Here is a 14,009-nt window from a genome sequence, read left to right on the forward strand (position 1 = left end):
CTCCCCGCATGTCGTACTTCGTGACGGGGGCCACAGGGTTCATCGGCCGGCACCTGGTCCGGGAGCTGATCGACCGCCGGGACGGTGAGATCCACGTCCTGGTCCGCGCGGGCTCGTTGCACCGCATGGAGGCGCTGATCGCGCGCTGGGACACCGACCGGGTGGTGCCCGTCGTCGGTGACCTGGCCGCCGACGCGCTCGGCGTCGACCCGGCGTGGGTGGCCGAGCACCGTGGCGAGATCGACCACTTCTTCCACGTCGCCGCGATCTACGACATGACCGCGGACGACGAGACCAACGAGACGATGAACGTCGGCGGCACCCGCAACGCGCTGGCGCTCGCCGAGGCGCTGGACGCCGGCTGCTTCCACCAGGTGTCCTCCGTGGCCGCGGCCGGGGAGTACCGCGGCCGCTTCGACGAGACGATGTTCGACGAGGGGCAGCACCTGCCCTCGCCGTACCACCGCACCAAGTTCGAGTCCGAGCGGATCGTGCGCGAGGAGGGTGGAGTGCCCTGGCGGGTCTACCGCCCCGCGATCGTGGTCGGCGCCTCCGACACCGGCGAGATGGACAAGGTCGACGGGCCCTACTACTTCTTCGCCGCGATGAAGGCGATGCGCGACCGGCTCCCCTCCTGGCTGCCGCTGGTGGGCGTCGACCTCGGCGACACCAACGTCGTCCCGGTCGACTACGTCGCGGCGGCGATCGACCACCTCGCGCACGTGCCCGACCGCGACGGCGAGGCGTTCCACCTGGTCAACCCCGAGCCGCAGCCGGTGGTGGACATGGTCAACGCGTTCTGCGCCGCGGCCGGGGCGCCGCGGTTCGCGACGCCGCTGGACCGTGGCCTCACCCGGCGCCTGCCGGAGGCGCTGAGGCCGGCCGGCCTGCTCAACACGCTGGCCAAGAACGGCGCCGTGCAGTCGGCCCTCGACCTGGTGACCAGCCGGGTCGGCGTACCGGCCGAGGTGCTCGCGCACACGTCGTTCACGGCGGTCTTCGACTCCCGGCGCACCGAGCAGGCGCTGGCCGGGTCCGGCATCGGCGTCCCCGACCTCGAGTCCTACGCCCGCACCCTGTGGACCTACTGGGAGGAGCACCTCGACGAGTCCACGGGGCGCGACGCGCGGGTGCGCGAGAAGCTCCATGGCAAGTACGTCGTCGTCACCGGCGCCTCCTCCGGGATCGGCAAGGTCACCGCGCTCAAGGTCGCCCAGGCCGGCGGCACCCCGGTCCTGGTCGCCCGCGGCAAGGAGAAGCTGGACGAGCTGCGCGGCCTGATCGAGTCCCGCGGCGGCACCGCCATCGTGCAGCCCTGCGACCTCTCCGACCTCGAGGCCATCGACGCCCTGTGCGAGACGCTGACGACCGAGTTGCCGTCGATCGACTTCGTCGTCAACAACGCCGGCCGCTCGATCCGCCGCTCGCTCCGGCTCTCGCAGGACCGCTTCCACGACTTCGAGCGGACCATGCAGCTCAACTACTTCGGGGCGGTGCGCCTGGTGATGGGGCTGATCCCCGCCATGCGCGCCAACCGCAGCGGGCACGTCGTGAACATCTCCTCGATCGGGGTGCAGACGAACCCGCCGCGGTTCTCGGCGTACGTCGCCTCCAAGGCCGCGCTCGACTCCTGGAGCAACGTGGTCTCCTCCGAGCTGGTCGGCGACGGGATCACGTTCACCAACATCCACATGCCTCTCGTGCGGACGCCGATGATCGCCCCGACCAAGCTCTACGACAAGTTCCCCACGATCTCACCCGCGCAGGCAGCGGACCTGGTGATCGAGGCGATGGTCGAGCGTCCCCACGAGATCAACACGCTGCTCGGCAACGCGGGCGCCGTCGCCCACACGCTCACCCCGAAGCTCGCGTTCCGGGTGCTCAACCTGGCCTACCACGTGTTCCCGGACTCGGCGGCCGCTCAGGGGAGGACACCCGGCGAGGGCGGCACCCGCGAGTCGGAGCAGATCATGCTCGCGAAGGTGTTCAAGGGCGTGCACTGGTAGTCGCGCACCCGGTCGGGCGGCCGGTCAGGCGACCGGGCGTGCGGGGTCGGTGATCCACCCGGACCAGCTGCCCGGGTAGAGCGCCGCGCGGATGCCTGCGAGCTCCAGCGCCAGCACGTCGTGGGCGGCGGTGACCCCGGAGCCGCAGTACGCCGCGACGCTCGGCCCAGCTCCGGGGGCCTCGCCCGTGACGCCCGCGGCGGCGTACAGCGCCCGCAGCTCCTCGGCCGAGCGGAACCGCCCGTCGGCGCGCAGGTTGGTCGTGGTGGGGACGTTGACCGCGCCCGGGATGTGCCCGGCGACCGGGTCGACCGGCTCGGTCTCGCCGCGGTAGCGCTCGGGTGCCCGCGCGTCGACCAGCACCGGCACGTCCAGCACGCCGTCGGCCTCGACCACCGGCATCGCCCCGGGCCGGGCGGTGAAGTCGCCGGGCTCGGGGACGACGGTGACCGCCTGCACCGCTCCCCCGGCCGCCACCCACGCCGGCCAGGCCCCGTCGAGCACCCGGACGTCCTGGTGACCGTGGTAGCGCAGCAACCACCAGGCCCGCGCCGCCGCGAGGCCGGACCAGTCGTCGTACACGACCACCGGTCGGCCCTCGCGCACGCCCACGCGGCGCATCGCCGCCTCGAAGTCCGCAGGAGCCGGCAGCGGATGCCGACCGCCCGCGCCCGGCGGCGCGGCCAGGTCGGTGTCGAGGTCGACGTACGCCGCCCCCGGGACGTGCCCGGCCCCGAACTCGGCCGGCCCGCCCGGCCCGCCCATCCGGTAGCGGACGTCCAGCACCGTGACCGAGCCGAGCACGGCGGACAGCTCGGCGGCGGTGATCAGCGGGGAGATCAGGAGCGAAGGCATGGACCCATCCTGGCCGAGGGGTCGGCGTGACAGGATTCGCCCCGTGGCTGAACTGCACTTCTTCACCGGCACCATGGACTCGGGCAAGAGCACGCTGGCGCTCCAGACCAACCACAACCACGCGGCCCGCGGGCGGGTGGGCCGGCTGTTCACCACGCTCGACCGCGCCGGCGCGGCCACGCTGTCCAGCCGCCTGGGCCTGACCCACGACGCGATCGAGGTCGACCGGGACTTCGACTTCTGGCGCTACGTCGTCAGCTCGCTCACCCAGGGCGGCCGGATCGACTACCTGATCTGCGACGAGGCCCAGTTCTACTCCCGCGACCAGATCGACCAGCTCGCGAAGGTCGTCGACGAGCTGCAGCTGGACGTGTTCGCGTTCGGCATCCTCACCGACTTCCGCACGCAGCTCTTCGAGGGCAGTGCCCGGCTGGTCGAGCTGGCCGACCGGATGAACGTGCTCCAGGTGGAGGCGCTGTGCTGGTGCGGCAAGCGCGCCACCCACAACGCCCGCACGGAGAACGGCGTGATGGTGGTCGAGGGCGAGGTGATCGTGGTCGGCGACGTCGACGCGATCGACGAGCCGCCGGCCGATGTTGCCTACGAGGTGCTCTGCCGCCAGCACCACCGCCGCCGGCTCACCGCGGCCCGCGCCAAGGCGGTCTCGCTGGCACCGGAGCCGCTGCCGTTCGGGTGACCGCTTGCCGGGGTCCAGGCCGCCGATCGCCCTCTCGGACAGGTGGCTCGTCTCCCGCGTCGAACCGCGCGGCGGCTGGTCTCAGAACGACCCACATGGCGATCAGGACCACGACCAGGCCGACACCCGTCCACCCCGCGGGGCGCTCGCCGAGCACCGCCACCGCGAGCACGACCCCGACGACAGGCGTCAGGAACGTCCATGCGGTCAGCTGGTCGAACCGCGAGCGCCGGACCTCGACGAACCACGCCACCGTCGTACCTGCGGTGCCCACCAACGCTAGGAAGAGCAACGAGAGGACGAACCTGGGGGTCCACGCGATCGCCGGCGCTCCCTCCACGGCCATGGCGAGTCCCACCAGCGCAGCACCGCCGATCAGAAGGTGCCAACCCGTGAGAAGCACCGCGTCGACGTTCGCCAAGCGCCGCGACATGAGGGTCCCGGCCGTGACAGCCACCGCGGACAGCAGCGAGAGCATGGCGCCGCTGCCACCTCCGCCGGGTACGGCAACGAGGACGAGGCCGGCGAAGCCGACCACCAGCGCGAGGCTCGTGAGGACCGACAGCCTCTCGCCATAGAGCCACCATGCCGGCAGCAGGATCAGCAGAGGTTGGGCGTTGGCGAGCACTGAGGCGGCGCCGGTCGTTCCCCCGGCCACCCCGGCGAACATGGCGGCGAAGGCGACGGTGACATTCATCAGCCCCAACCCCACGATCCAGCCCCAGTCCCGGGGCAACGACGGGGTCGGACGCCCCCGGGCGGTTCCCACGGCGACCAGGACGGCACCGGCGAGCACGGCTCGCAGGGCGGCGTACCACAGCACGGGCGCGTCCCGCAGACCCCACTCGATGGCCACGAAGCACGCACCCCAAGAAGCGGTGATCCACACCATCCGACCGGGCCGCGGCCGGTGCTCCACCCCGCTCGCCGAGGTGGCCCGCTGTTGCCGGTCGGCCATCGGGTTGTCAGCTCCGGACCAGGCGGGCGATCGCGTCAGCAGCTTCCCTGAGCTTGGCGTCCCGCTCCGCACCGCCGGCTCGGGCCGCCTCGACGAGGCAGTCGCTCATGTGGTCGGCGAGCGCCGCCAGAGCGACGCCTTGCAGGGCACGTGAGGCCGCCGAGATCTGGGTCAGCACCTCGATGCAGTAGGTCTCGTCCTCGACCATCCGGGCGATGCCGCGGACCTGTCCCTCGATCCGTCGGAGCCGGATGACCAGGTCCTTCTTGGCAGGTCCTGGATTGCTCACGGCGTCCTCCTCCGGTGAGCCGGGACGGCCGTCCGGACGGGGTGACGACCGACGACCATCCCGGCGTCGCTGCGACTTCGCTACTGCGCCACCGCGCCGGCGTACTTCGCCGGATCTGCCTTGAAGCTCTCCGCACAGTGGGTGGAGCAGAAGTAGTACGTGTTGCCGTCGTGCTCAGCGCTGGCCGCCGAGGACGCCGGATCGATGCTCATCCCACACACCGGGTCAGTGACCTTCTGGGACATGGGCTCCTCCTGTTCTTCATCGCGCCCTACTTCCACCACCGGGTCGGTGGCGGCAACCTGGGCGACGTCGGCTACGGCGCGCGGGGTGAACCCACGCAGCCGGTTGGCATTGGTCACCACGGACAGCGAGGACAGCGCCATCGCGGCCGCGGCGAGCATTGGACTCAGCGTCAGACCGAACGCCGGGTACAACACACCGGCGGCGATCGGGATGCCCAAGCCGTTGTAGATGAACGCGAACACCAGGTTCTGGTGGATGTTGCGCATGGTGGCCCGCGAGAGGTCCACGGCGGTGACCACTCCGGACAGCGCTCCAGAGATCAGCGTGATGTCGGAGGACTCGATCGCCACATCCGTGCCGGTGCCGATCGCCGAGCCGACATCCGCCTGCGCCAGCGCGGGGGCGTCGTTGATGCCGTCACCGACCATGCCGACGACGCGGCCCTCGGCCTGGAGCCGCCGGACCTCTGCGGCCTTGTGCTCCGGCATCACCTCTGCCACGACCCGGCGGATGCCCACCTGTCGGGCGATCGCGGCGGCGGTGGCCCGGTTGTCCCCGGTCATCATCACCACGTCGATCCCGCGGGCCTGCAACGCGGCGACGGCCGCCGCAGAGCCGTCCTTGAGAGTGTCCGCGACCCCGATGACGCCGGCGAACCGGCCGTCCACGACTGCCAGCATCGGCGTCTTGCCGTCGCTGGCGAGCCGGTTGCCGTCAGCGCGATCGGCCGTGACTCCTGCGGCCGCCAGCATCCGGTGGTTGCCGACCAGCACCTCACGCCCGCCCACCAAGGCGCGCACACCTTGGCCCGTCACCGACCCGAAGGCCGTGGTCTCCGGGAGCTCCAGCCCGCGCTCGAGCGCTCCGGACACGATTGCCGTCGCCAGCGGGTGCTCTGAGGACCGCTCCACCGCGGCTACGAGCGTCAGCAGCTCCTCCTCCGTGAATCCTCCGGCGGGCAGCACATCGGTGAGCGCAGGAGCGCCCTTCGTGATCGTTCCGGTCTTGTCGAGCACCACGGTGTCGAGCTTGTGGGCCGTCTCCAGCGCCTCTGCGGAGCGGATCAGGATGCCCGCGGTCGCGCCCTTGCCGGTGCCGACGGTGATCGACAGCGGTGTGGCCAGTCCCAGGGCGCAGGGGCACGCGATGATCAGCACGGAAACGGCAGCGACGAGGGCGAAGACGAACGCCGGCGGCGGGCCGACCAGTGCCCAGACGACGAAGGTCCAGACCGCGATCGCGATGACCACGGGTACGAAGTAGCTGGAGACCTTGTCCACCAGCCGCTGGATCGGGGCCCGCGAGCCCTGCGCCTCTCGCACCAACCTGATGATCTGCGCGAGCATCGTCTCGGCGCCGACCTTCGTGGCGGCGTACCGGAACGTCCCTGTCTGGTTGATGGTGGCACCGATGACCGTGTCGCCGACCGTCTTCGTGACCGGGATCGGCTCGCCGGTGACCATGGACTCGTCCACCGCGGACCTGCCGTCCAGGACCTCGCCATCGACGGGCAGCTTCTCACCGGGCCGTACGACGACGACGTCACCCACGACGACCTCGTCGATCGCGACCTCCATCTCCTCGCCGCCGCGAACCACCCGCGCGGTGCGGGGCTGGAGTCCGATCAGGGTGCGGATGGCCTCCCCGGTCCCGGCCTTCGCCTTGGTCTCCAGCAGCCGGCCCAGCAGGATCAGGGTGAGGATGACACCGACGGCCTCGTAGTACACCTCGCGGGCATCCGCTGGGATGACGGCCGGGGCGAAGGTCACCACGAGGCTGTAGCCGAAGGCCGCGATGGTGCCCAGCGTGATGAGCGAGTTCATGTCCGCTGTCCGGTGGGACAGCGCCAACCATCCGGTCTTGTGGATGGGCCAGCCGGTGTAGAGGAACACCGGGGCGATCAGCCCCAGCTGGATGTAGTCGTTCATCAGCAGCGACGGGACCCAGGTGGCGCCGAAGAGCTCCTCCGCCATGACAGCGAACAGCACCGGAACGGTCAGGATCGCGCCGAGCAGGACCCTGTGGCCCAGGTCCTTGATCTCGGCCGCCCGCTCGCGCGCCTCCGGGTCCTCGGAGTCGCCGACCAGGTCCAGAGCAGGTGCCGCGACCGGGGCTCTCCCGTCGACGTGGTGATCGTGCTCGGCCGTGATCGGGTCGTGGACGTGGGCATCCGTTGCTCCCTCACCGTGCGGGCGGTCGGCCACCGCGACCGCGACCGCGACCGCGGAGCCTCCATCCTCGTCAGCGCCGCCCACGACCCTGATGTGACCGCGGAGCATGTTCATGCCGCACGCGAAGGAGAACTCACCGGTCTCCTCAGGAAGGAACTCCACCGTCGTCGTCTCGTGGGCGGGCAGCAGCTGGTTGATCTTGAAGTCGGGGAACACCACCCGCGACGAGCAGTCCCCGCTCTCCTGCCGGTCGAACGACAGGCGCACCGGCATCCCGGCGCGGACCTCGACTGTGTCCGGGCTATAACCGCCCTTCACGACGACCGTCACCAGCTGCACGCCATCACCGACCGCAGCCCTGCTCGTCTTCTTCGGACCGAAGAAGAACCCGGCCAGCAGGGCGGTCAGTACCAGACCGCTGCCGACGACCAGAACATCAACGAGATCCATGATCAGCCTCTCCTCGTACGTGTGTTGACTCCGGCCCGCCGAGCCTCGGGCCGCCCCCACGTAGGTATATACCCATACCCCCTAGCGGTATATGTCATTCAAGCGCACACAGATGAGGATCCGACCGTGCGCCGGTGAAGATCTCATGAAGCACGGGCCGCCTACAGCAAACCTTCATCCCACCTACGGCCCTCCTCGACGTCGGTCGGAGAGGCTGAGGGTCAGGACGACTGGAGGAGGTCACGATGTTCGAGTTCATCGGCGCCAACTGGATCTGGATCCTGGTGGCCGGCGGCATGGTCTTCATGCACCTCGGGCACCTCGGGCACGGCGGGCACGGCGGGCACGGCGGGCACGGCGGGCACGGCGGGCACGGCGGATGTGGTGGCCACGGCCGTCAGGGCAGCGCCGAGGAGGACCCCGCGGGCGTCCACGACGCCCATGCCCACCACCTGCCGGGGCCCGAGGCGCCGCGCCCCGACCCGGAGTCCTGAGGGTTGAGGAGGTCTCGCGCCATGGCCGGCCTACGCCGCGCAAAGAGGAGCGACATCGACAAGCAGCTGTCCAACTGGACGAAGCGACGCCTGGCCTCGTGGACGCTGTTCGGCCTCGCCGGACTCGTCGCGGCACAGCACCTGGTGGCGCATGCCGGATGGCGCCCCATCCCGATCCCGATGGGTTGGCAGGACACCCTGCTCGGGTATCCGACAGCCATCGTGCTCGCGATCCTCGGAGGCATCATGCTCGACCCGAAGCCACGGATCTAAGGTGCGCCACAACACCAGGGTCATCACGCTCACCTGGGGGCCCGACCGACCGCCTCAGTGGGTCACGATCGTCGGCGTCGTCGGGTTGGCTCTCGCCGAGCTGATGGCGGTCTTCGGCCTGCCCTCTGTTTGTCGACCTGCACGGTCCGTTGCACCGCATGGGAGTCATGGATCCGTTCTGCGGCGCACGCGGGCGGCACGGCTGACCGCGCAGGGAGACCTCGCCGCGGCCTAGCACCTAGCGCTACAACCCATTCGGTGTCGTCGCGACCCTCGCAGCACTTCTCGCAACGCTGCGCCTGGGGATCGGCTTCACGACCACGTTGGTTCATCAGCTGACCGGCGGGTCGCTGGATCCGTGCTCGGATCGCTACGCGGCAGCTCGTGCGCAAGCCGTCAGGTCCGGTAGGAGACGGTCGTCATCATTCCGGACTCGGCGTGATAGATGTTGTGGCAGTGTGCCGCCCACTGCCCCGGGTTCGTGGCGTCGAAGTCGACCTCGACGGTCTGCATCGGCCGCACGATCGTGGTGTCCTTGCGGGCGCCGCCGCGGACCTGCCCATAGGTATGGCCGTGCAGGTGCATGGGGTGGAACATCATGGTGCGGTTCTCGAAGCGCAGCCGGATGCGTTCGCCCTCGACGACCTCCAGCGGGCGTGCGTCGGGGAACACCTCGCCGTTGATCGTCCATCGATACGGTGCCATGGTGCCACCGAGAACGAGGTCGATACTCCGGTCCACCTCCCTGCTCGGCAGCCGGGAAGCCTCTGTCGCAACCAGGTCGGTGCCGAGCAGGACCTGGCCGTCGAGCTCCGCAACGCGGACGTCTCCGCGTGGCGCCCGCCCGCTGCCGGTCCGCACCACCGCGAGACCCTGACCCGCCTTGCCCTCGGCGGAGGCGACCAGCGGAAAGGCGCCGTCGGCAAGGGTGACCACGACGTCGTACCGCTCGCCCATCCCGATCAGCAGTGCGTCCGTGGCCTGTTCCTGGACCGGGAAGCCGTCGCTGTGGGTGACGGTCAGCCGATGTCCCCCGATCGCAAGCCGGAAGGCGGTGTCGGAGCCGGCGTTGATGATCCGGATCCGGACTCGCTGCCCGGGCTCTCCAGTCAAGGTTGCCGGCGCCCCGGGCGTCCGACCATTGACGAGGTAGTGCGGGTAGGTGACGTCGCCCGCCCCGCCGAGCAGGGGCGATTGCATGGCTTCACCCATGCCCGGCATCCCGTGCATCCCCTCCATGCCGTCCATGCCGTCCATGCCGTCCATGCCGTCCATGCCGTCCATGCCGTCCATGCCGTCCATGCCGTCCATGCCGTCCATGCCGGACGACCCGGTGGTGGCCAGCAGTTCCTCCAGGATTGCGTCAGGGGTGGTGCCGGTGCCGTCGACCCAGTCGTCGAGCACCACGACCCACTCCTGGTCGTAGGCACCCGGCTCGGCCGGGTCGTCGACGACGAGCACGCCGTACAGTCCGCGGTCCAGCTGCACGCCGGTGTGGGGGTGGTAGAAGTAGGTCCCGGGGTCAGGAACGGTGAACTCATAGGTGAACCGCGACCCCGCCGCGATGGGACGCTGGGTGATGCCGGGCACGCCGTCCATGTCATTGCGCAACGCGATGCCGTGCCAGTGGACACTCGTCTCCGAGCCGAGCGCGTTGTCGACGTTCACCTTCAACAGGTCACCCGCCGTGGCCCGGATCAGCGGCCCGGGCACGGAGTCTCCGTACGCCCAGGTGGGCACCACCAGGCCACCGAGGGACACCGTGGCGCTCTGCACCCGGAGGTCGGCGGTCACCGTTCGCTGGCCTGCCGGACGGCGCTCCGCCTCTGCGCGACGCACCGCCGCAGAGCCGGCGTCGACCGCGTCCCCCGAGGACGGCCCGCCGGTCGCCTTGAGGATGCCGATCCCGCCGGCGGCGAGCACCCCGAGGCCGCCGGCCCCGAAGAGGACGCTGCGTCGTCCGACCCTGCTCGCCACGCGCCCCTGATCTCGCCGGTCGACCGTCATCGATCAACCGCGCCCAGCAGCGTGCCGCGTCGAGCGCTGTACTCCGCCGCGTCGATCTCGCCATGGGCGAATCGCCCGTCCAGGATCGCCAGCGGATCGTGATCGCGAGGCACATCGGTGCGGCCGCCGTCGTGCCCGCTCCGCCAGAGCGTGACCACCGCAGCGATCCCGAGCGACCAGAAGGCCACCATGATCAGCGTCATGGTCAGCCAGCCGCCCCAACCTGGTCCCTGGTTCCACCACATCATCGTCAGCCTCCGTCGATCTGCCTGATGAGTCGACGATGCCCCATCCACCCCGCGACACCGATGGCGGTTGTGTGAAGGTTCACTGAAACTGGTCCTCGAGACGCAGCAAGCCCCCAGGCGACAAGTCCACGGCTGACGGCCGGCACCGTCAGTGTCTGCTCCCGCCCAGCCCCGTCAGCCGGCGATCACGTCACCGAGCCGTCCGCGCTCGGCCAGGTCGTCGGCGAGGAACTCGCGCAGCAGGTCGACCGCCTGGACGATCTTGGTGCTGCGCAGGCTGTAGTAAACGGTCGTGCCGACCCGTCGGGTCGTCACCATGCCGCGATCGCGCAGGACGGCCAGGTGCTGGCTGGCGTTGGAGTGGCTGATCGCGAGCGCCTCGGACAGGTCACCGACCGACAGCTCGCCGTCACGCAGCTCGTTGATGATCAGCAGCCGCTTGGGGTCCGCGATGGCCTTGCACACGCGGGCGTGCAGCTCGTGCAGCTCGGCTGCGACGTCTCGGTCCACCGGCACTCCCTCCTCCGCAGCTCGTGCACCGTCGAGACAGGAGTCTAGTGTGAGCTAGCCGTGCCAGGCCGCGGTGCCCACGACGACGCCGGTGGCGGCCAACGACAGCAGCACCGTGCTGAACGCGGTCCACCGCACCAGCCCGGGTCCCATCGGCGAGTCGCCGGCGGACACCTTGCGGATCGTGCGCTGGTACCGCTGCTCGACGAGCACCAGCAGGACCAGCGCGCCCGCCAGGCCGACGCCTCCCGGAACAGCGAGCGCGACCCGGCCCTCGGCGTGGTGCACGAGCAGGGCGGACACACCGCCGATGCCCAGGGCGGTGCGCCGCCAGGCCATCGCCGTGCGCTCGGGCTGCAGGCCGCTTCGCGCTCGCATCACGACGTGGCCATCTCGATGACCGTCAGCACCAGCGCGACGGCAGCGGCCACGGTCAGCACGCCGGCGACCAGCCGCGGGACCGGCGAGCGCGGGAGGGTGGCCCCGACGCGCATCGCACGCTCGGCCCGCTCCCACTGCTGGTAGGAGGCGCCGGCGAGCAGGCCGCCGAGCACGATCAGCAACAGGCCCAGGGCGTGCCGAGCCGCCGCTGGGCCGGGTCCGTACTGGACCAGGGCGATGCCGGCCGCCATCAGCGCCAGCGCGGTGCGCACCCAGGCCAGGAAGGTGCGCTCGTTGGCCAGCGTGAAGCGGTAGTCCGGCGCAGCCCCGACCTCGTCCAGCCGGCGGTGCTCGGCCGGACCGGACGACGACCCGGGCTCGGACCGCATCAGACCAGCGACGTCGACGCCGCGCACTGGTTGCGGCCCACGTCGAGGATGTCGACCTCGTCCTCCGGCGGTGCGACCTGGCCGGCGTTGATCCGCCGGATGGTGTCGTAGGAGTCCGGGGCCGCGGGCAGCGAGGTGACGATCTCCTCGACGAACCTCTCCATGGCCTTCTCGTTGAGCAGGGTCGCGGTGAACACGTCCGCCAGCGACGTCACGACCAGACCGTCGGCGTTCACCTCCTCCGCCGTCGACCAGTGCGCCGGGGCGATCAGCGTCTGCGCGGGCAGCGGGCGCAGACGCTCGTGCACGCTGCGGAAGAGGTCGCGGGCGAGCTCGTCGGCCTGGCCGGTCAGGTCGGGGCGGCCGAGCCCACGGACGAAGACCGTGTCACCCACGAGCAGGACGCTGTCGCTGACGAGCAGCGCGATCGTGCCGGGGGTGTGGCCGGGCAGGTGCATGCTCATCACCCGGACCTGGGCATCCCCGAGGTCGAGGACGTCGCCGTCCTTCAACGGCCGGTTGGGGAACGGGACCACGCCGCCCGCGTCCTCGGGCGGCAGGTGGTACTCCACGCCCAGGTCGGCCGCGAGCCGGGGTCCGCCGCTGACGTGGTCGGCGTGCACGTGGGTGTCCACCACGTGGGTCACCGACATCCCGTGCTCGGACGCGAGGTCGAGGTAGGGCTGCGGCTGGCGCGAGGGGTCCACGACGATGCAGTGCTGGCCGGGGACGCCGACGACGTAGGACAAGCACGCCTTGGCCGGCCGTAGGAACTGCCACACCCGCACCGGGCCGGGCAGGCCGGTGATCTCGATCGGCACCAGGAGCCGGTTCCAGGCGTCCGTGCCGCCCTCGAGGGACCGGGCTCGCCGGCCGAGGTCCTCGAACTCCTCGGCCACCAGCTGCGAGCCGTTGCCCTGTCCGCAGATCACGATCGCCTCCTCGCGGGTGCGGCCGGCCTCCGCCTCGAGGTCCTCGAAGACCCGGTAGACCGGGACGTTGCGAGTGGCGACGGGACGGTTCGCCTCCACCTTGCTGGCCTCGAACTCGTCGATGTTCCGGACGTCGAGGATCTCGCTGACGTCGCCCGCATTGATCGCGTGGAACAGCGCGAGCGGGGTGATGGTGTCGGCCATCGCAACTCCTACGGATCTGGTATCGATCAGGGTTGTTATATGCGCACTCATGAATGTAGTGTCCTGGGTCACACCGCGCAATGGCCGTCGAAGTATCCAGTCCCCCAAGGTGAAAGGACGCCGCCGATGAGCGAACCGACGAGTGAGGAAGCACCCGAGAGGATGACGATCGTCGCGTGGAGCGGCGATCTGGACAAGATGTGGCCCACGCTGATCCTGGGCTCCACCGGCGCCGCGTACGGCATGCGAACCACGATCTTCTTCACGTTCTGGGGGCTCTTCCCCCTGGTGCGCGACGACGTCCGGATCACCGGCAAGAACACGATGACCAAGGCGCTGGCCGGGATGAACCGGCCCGGGATCAGCCACATGAAGCTCTCCAAGCTCCAGATGGCCGGCGCCGGCCCCTGGATGATGAAGAAGCTCGCGCGTGACGACAAGGTCACCGACCCCAAGGAGCTCCTCGACATGTGCCTCGAGCTCGACGTGAACCTGTGGCCGTGCGAAATGACCATGGAGATGTTGGGGCTCCGCCAGGACCAGCTCATCGACGGCGTCGGCACCCCGGTGGGGGCAGCGACGGCCCTTTCCGAGATGAGCAAGTCCCAGATCAACCTCTTCATCTGACGCGATCGCCTCACCTGACCAGGGAGCCACCATGGAGCACCAGATCAGCCTCACCATCGACGCCAAGGGCAAGAAGTGCCCGATGCCGGTCCTCCTCACCTCGAAGGGGATCAAGCAGATCGCCGCCGGCGAGATCATGCTCGTAGAGGCCACCGACGGCGGCTCGAAGAGCGACATCCCCGCGTGGGCCAAGGACACCGGCCACGAGCTGCTCGAGACCCGGGCCGAGGACGGCGTGTACCGCTACTACATCCGGAAGGCGTGAGTCGCGG

Annotated in this window: 16 protein-coding genes; 6 read left to right on the plus strand and 10 right to left on the minus strand. The window is 70.2% G+C overall.

From position 1 onward, the window contains the following. Positions 1-8 precede the first annotated feature (8 nt). Positions 9-2,006, plus strand: a complete 1,998-nt coding sequence (locus NOCA_RS16250; protein WP_011756356.1) for an SDR family oxidoreductase — start codon at positions 9-11, stop codon at positions 2,004-2,006. A gap of 24 nt (positions 2,007-2,030) precedes the next feature. Here the strand turns inward: NOCA_RS16250 and NOCA_RS16255 are convergent, their stop codons facing one another. Beyond that, positions 2,031-2,861 carry a sulfurtransferase gene (locus NOCA_RS16255; protein WP_011756357.1) on the minus strand — a complete coding sequence of 277 codons (831 nt, stop codon included), beginning with the start codon at positions 2,859-2,861 and terminating at the stop codon, positions 2,031-2,033. Positions 2,862-2,904: 43 nt separating this feature from the next. Here NOCA_RS16255 and NOCA_RS16260 point away from each other — a divergent pair, with 43 nt between their 5' ends. Beyond that, positions 2,905-3,558, plus strand: coding sequence for a thymidine kinase (locus NOCA_RS16260; protein WP_011756358.1), 654 nt, complete (start codon positions 2,905-2,907; stop codon positions 3,556-3,558). On the opposite strand, the gene NOCA_RS16265 is transcribed toward NOCA_RS16260, so the two are convergent. The 3 genes from NOCA_RS16265 to NOCA_RS16275 form a co-directional block, all read right to left on the minus strand. Next, positions 3,500-4,516, minus strand: coding sequence for a DMT family transporter (locus NOCA_RS16265; protein ID WP_011756359.1), 1,017 nt, complete (start codon positions 4,514-4,516; stop codon positions 3,500-3,502). The two genes, NOCA_RS16260 and NOCA_RS16265, sit on opposite strands and share 59 nt — an antisense overlap. A gap of 7 nt (positions 4,517-4,523) precedes the next feature. Further along, entirely contained in the window at positions 4,524-4,805 is a 282-nt protein-coding gene (locus NOCA_RS16270; protein WP_011756360.1) for a metal-sensitive transcriptional regulator, read from the minus strand. 80 nt (positions 4,806-4,885) lie between these two features. Continuing rightward, positions 4,886-7,672, minus strand: coding sequence for a heavy metal translocating P-type ATPase (locus NOCA_RS16275; protein WP_011756361.1), 2,787 nt, complete (start codon positions 7,670-7,672; stop codon positions 4,886-4,888). A 245-nt stretch (positions 7,673-7,917) separates the two neighbouring features. On the opposite strand from NOCA_RS16275, the gene NOCA_RS16280 reads away from it, so the two are divergent. After that, complete coding sequence (locus tag NOCA_RS16280) at positions 7,918-8,166, plus strand: hypothetical protein (protein ID WP_011756362.1); 249 nt, start codon at positions 7,918-7,920, stop codon at positions 8,164-8,166. A 21-nt stretch (positions 8,167-8,187) separates the two neighbouring features. Then, entirely contained in the window at positions 8,188-8,439 is a 252-nt protein-coding gene (locus tag NOCA_RS16285) for a hypothetical protein (protein WP_011756363.1), read from the plus strand. A gap of 396 nt (positions 8,440-8,835) precedes the next feature. Here NOCA_RS16285 and NOCA_RS16290 read toward each other — a convergent pair whose 3' ends face one another. From NOCA_RS16290 to NOCA_RS16315, 6 genes are all read right to left on the minus strand, one after another. After that, positions 8,836-10,446: a multicopper oxidase family protein gene (locus NOCA_RS16290; RefSeq protein WP_011756364.1), complete on the minus strand. Its 1,611-nt coding sequence runs from the start codon at positions 10,444-10,446 to the stop codon at positions 8,836-8,838. Then, complete coding sequence (locus NOCA_RS16295; RefSeq protein WP_197687723.1) at positions 10,443-10,649, minus strand: SHOCT domain-containing protein; 207 nt, start codon at positions 10,647-10,649, stop codon at positions 10,443-10,445. The genes NOCA_RS16290 and NOCA_RS16295 overlap by 4 nt, the downstream gene beginning before the upstream one ends. Positions 10,650-10,868: 219 nt before the next feature. After that, a complete protein-coding gene (locus NOCA_RS16300) occupies positions 10,869-11,204 on the minus strand; it encodes an ArsR/SmtB family transcription factor (RefSeq protein ID WP_011756366.1) in 336 nt (111 codons plus the stop codon). Between the two features lie 54 nt (positions 11,205-11,258). Further along, positions 11,259-11,582: a DUF202 domain-containing protein gene (locus tag NOCA_RS16305; RefSeq protein ID WP_011756367.1), complete on the minus strand. Its 324-nt coding sequence runs from the start codon at positions 11,580-11,582 to the stop codon at positions 11,259-11,261. After that, the gene (locus NOCA_RS16310; protein ID WP_011756368.1) at positions 11,582-11,974 is read right to left on the minus strand and encodes a YidH family protein; all 393 of its coding nucleotides are present in this window, start codon (positions 11,972-11,974) and stop codon (positions 11,582-11,584) included. The genes NOCA_RS16305 and NOCA_RS16310 overlap by 1 nt, the downstream gene beginning before the upstream one ends. Next, positions 11,974-13,110 carry an MBL fold metallo-hydrolase gene (locus NOCA_RS16315; protein WP_011756369.1) on the minus strand — a complete coding sequence of 379 codons (1,137 nt, stop codon included), beginning with the start codon at positions 13,108-13,110 and terminating at the stop codon, positions 11,974-11,976. The genes NOCA_RS16310 and NOCA_RS16315 overlap by 1 nt, the downstream gene beginning before the upstream one ends. A 126-nt stretch (positions 13,111-13,236) precedes the next feature. Between NOCA_RS16315 and NOCA_RS16320 the strand changes: the two genes are divergently transcribed. Next, positions 13,237-13,737 carry a DsrE/DsrF/DrsH-like family protein gene (locus NOCA_RS16320; RefSeq protein ID WP_011756370.1) on the plus strand — a complete coding sequence of 167 codons (501 nt, stop codon included), beginning with the start codon at positions 13,237-13,239 and terminating at the stop codon, positions 13,735-13,737. A 31-nt stretch (positions 13,738-13,768) separates the two neighbouring features. Then, complete coding sequence (locus NOCA_RS16325) at positions 13,769-14,002, plus strand: sulfurtransferase TusA family protein (protein WP_011756371.1); 234 nt, start codon at positions 13,769-13,771, stop codon at positions 14,000-14,002. The last annotated feature ends 7 nt before the right edge of the window (positions 14,003-14,009 follow it).

The organism is Nocardioides sp. JS614, assembly GCF_000015265.1.
Classification (GTDB): domain Bacteria; phylum Actinomycetota; class Actinomycetes; order Propionibacteriales; family Nocardioidaceae; genus Nocardioides.

What these genes read in the sequence shown, in the direction of transcription:
- NOCA_RS16250 (WP_011756356.1), top strand. Translation starts at nt 9, where the DNA reads ATGTCGTACTTCGTGACGGGGGCCACAGGGTTCATCGGCCGGCACCTG.
- NOCA_RS16255 (WP_011756357.1), bottom strand. Translation starts at nt 2,861, where the DNA reads ATGCCTTCGCTCCTGATCTCCCCGCTGATCACCGCCGCCGAGCTGTCC.
- NOCA_RS16265 (WP_011756359.1), bottom strand. Translation starts at nt 4,516, where the DNA reads ATGGCCGACCGGCAACAGCGGGCCACCTCGGCGAGCGGGGTGGAGCAC.
- NOCA_RS16275 (WP_011756361.1), bottom strand. Translation starts at nt 7,672, where the DNA reads ATGGATCTCGTTGATGTTCTGGTCGTCGGCAGCGGTCTGGTACTGACC.
- NOCA_RS16280 (WP_011756362.1), top strand. Translation starts at nt 7,918, where the DNA reads ATGTTCGAGTTCATCGGCGCCAACTGGATCTGGATCCTGGTGGCCGGC.
- NOCA_RS16285 (WP_011756363.1), top strand. Translation starts at nt 8,188, where the DNA reads ATGGCCGGCCTACGCCGCGCAAAGAGGAGCGACATCGACAAGCAGCTG.
- NOCA_RS16290 (WP_011756364.1), bottom strand. Translation starts at nt 10,446, where the DNA reads ATGACGGTCGACCGGCGAGATCAGGGGCGCGTGGCGAGCAGGGTCGGA.
- NOCA_RS16295 (WP_197687723.1), bottom strand. Translation starts at nt 10,649, where the DNA reads ATGACGCTGATCATGGTGGCCTTCTGGTCGCTCGGGATCGCTGCGGTG.
- NOCA_RS16305 (WP_011756367.1), bottom strand. Translation starts at nt 11,582, where the DNA reads ATGCGAGCGCGAAGCGGCCTGCAGCCCGAGCGCACGGCGATGGCCTGG.
- NOCA_RS16310 (WP_011756368.1), bottom strand. Translation starts at nt 11,974, where the DNA reads ATGCGGTCCGAGCCCGGGTCGTCGTCCGGTCCGGCCGAGCACCGCCGG.
- NOCA_RS16315 (WP_011756369.1), bottom strand. Translation starts at nt 13,110, where the DNA reads ATGGCCGACACCATCACCCCGCTCGCGCTGTTCCACGCGATCAATGCG.
- NOCA_RS16320 (WP_011756370.1), top strand. Translation starts at nt 13,237, where the DNA reads ATGAGCGAACCGACGAGTGAGGAAGCACCCGAGAGGATGACGATCGTC.
- NOCA_RS16325 (WP_011756371.1), top strand. Translation starts at nt 13,769, where the DNA reads ATGGAGCACCAGATCAGCCTCACCATCGACGCCAAGGGCAAGAAGTGC.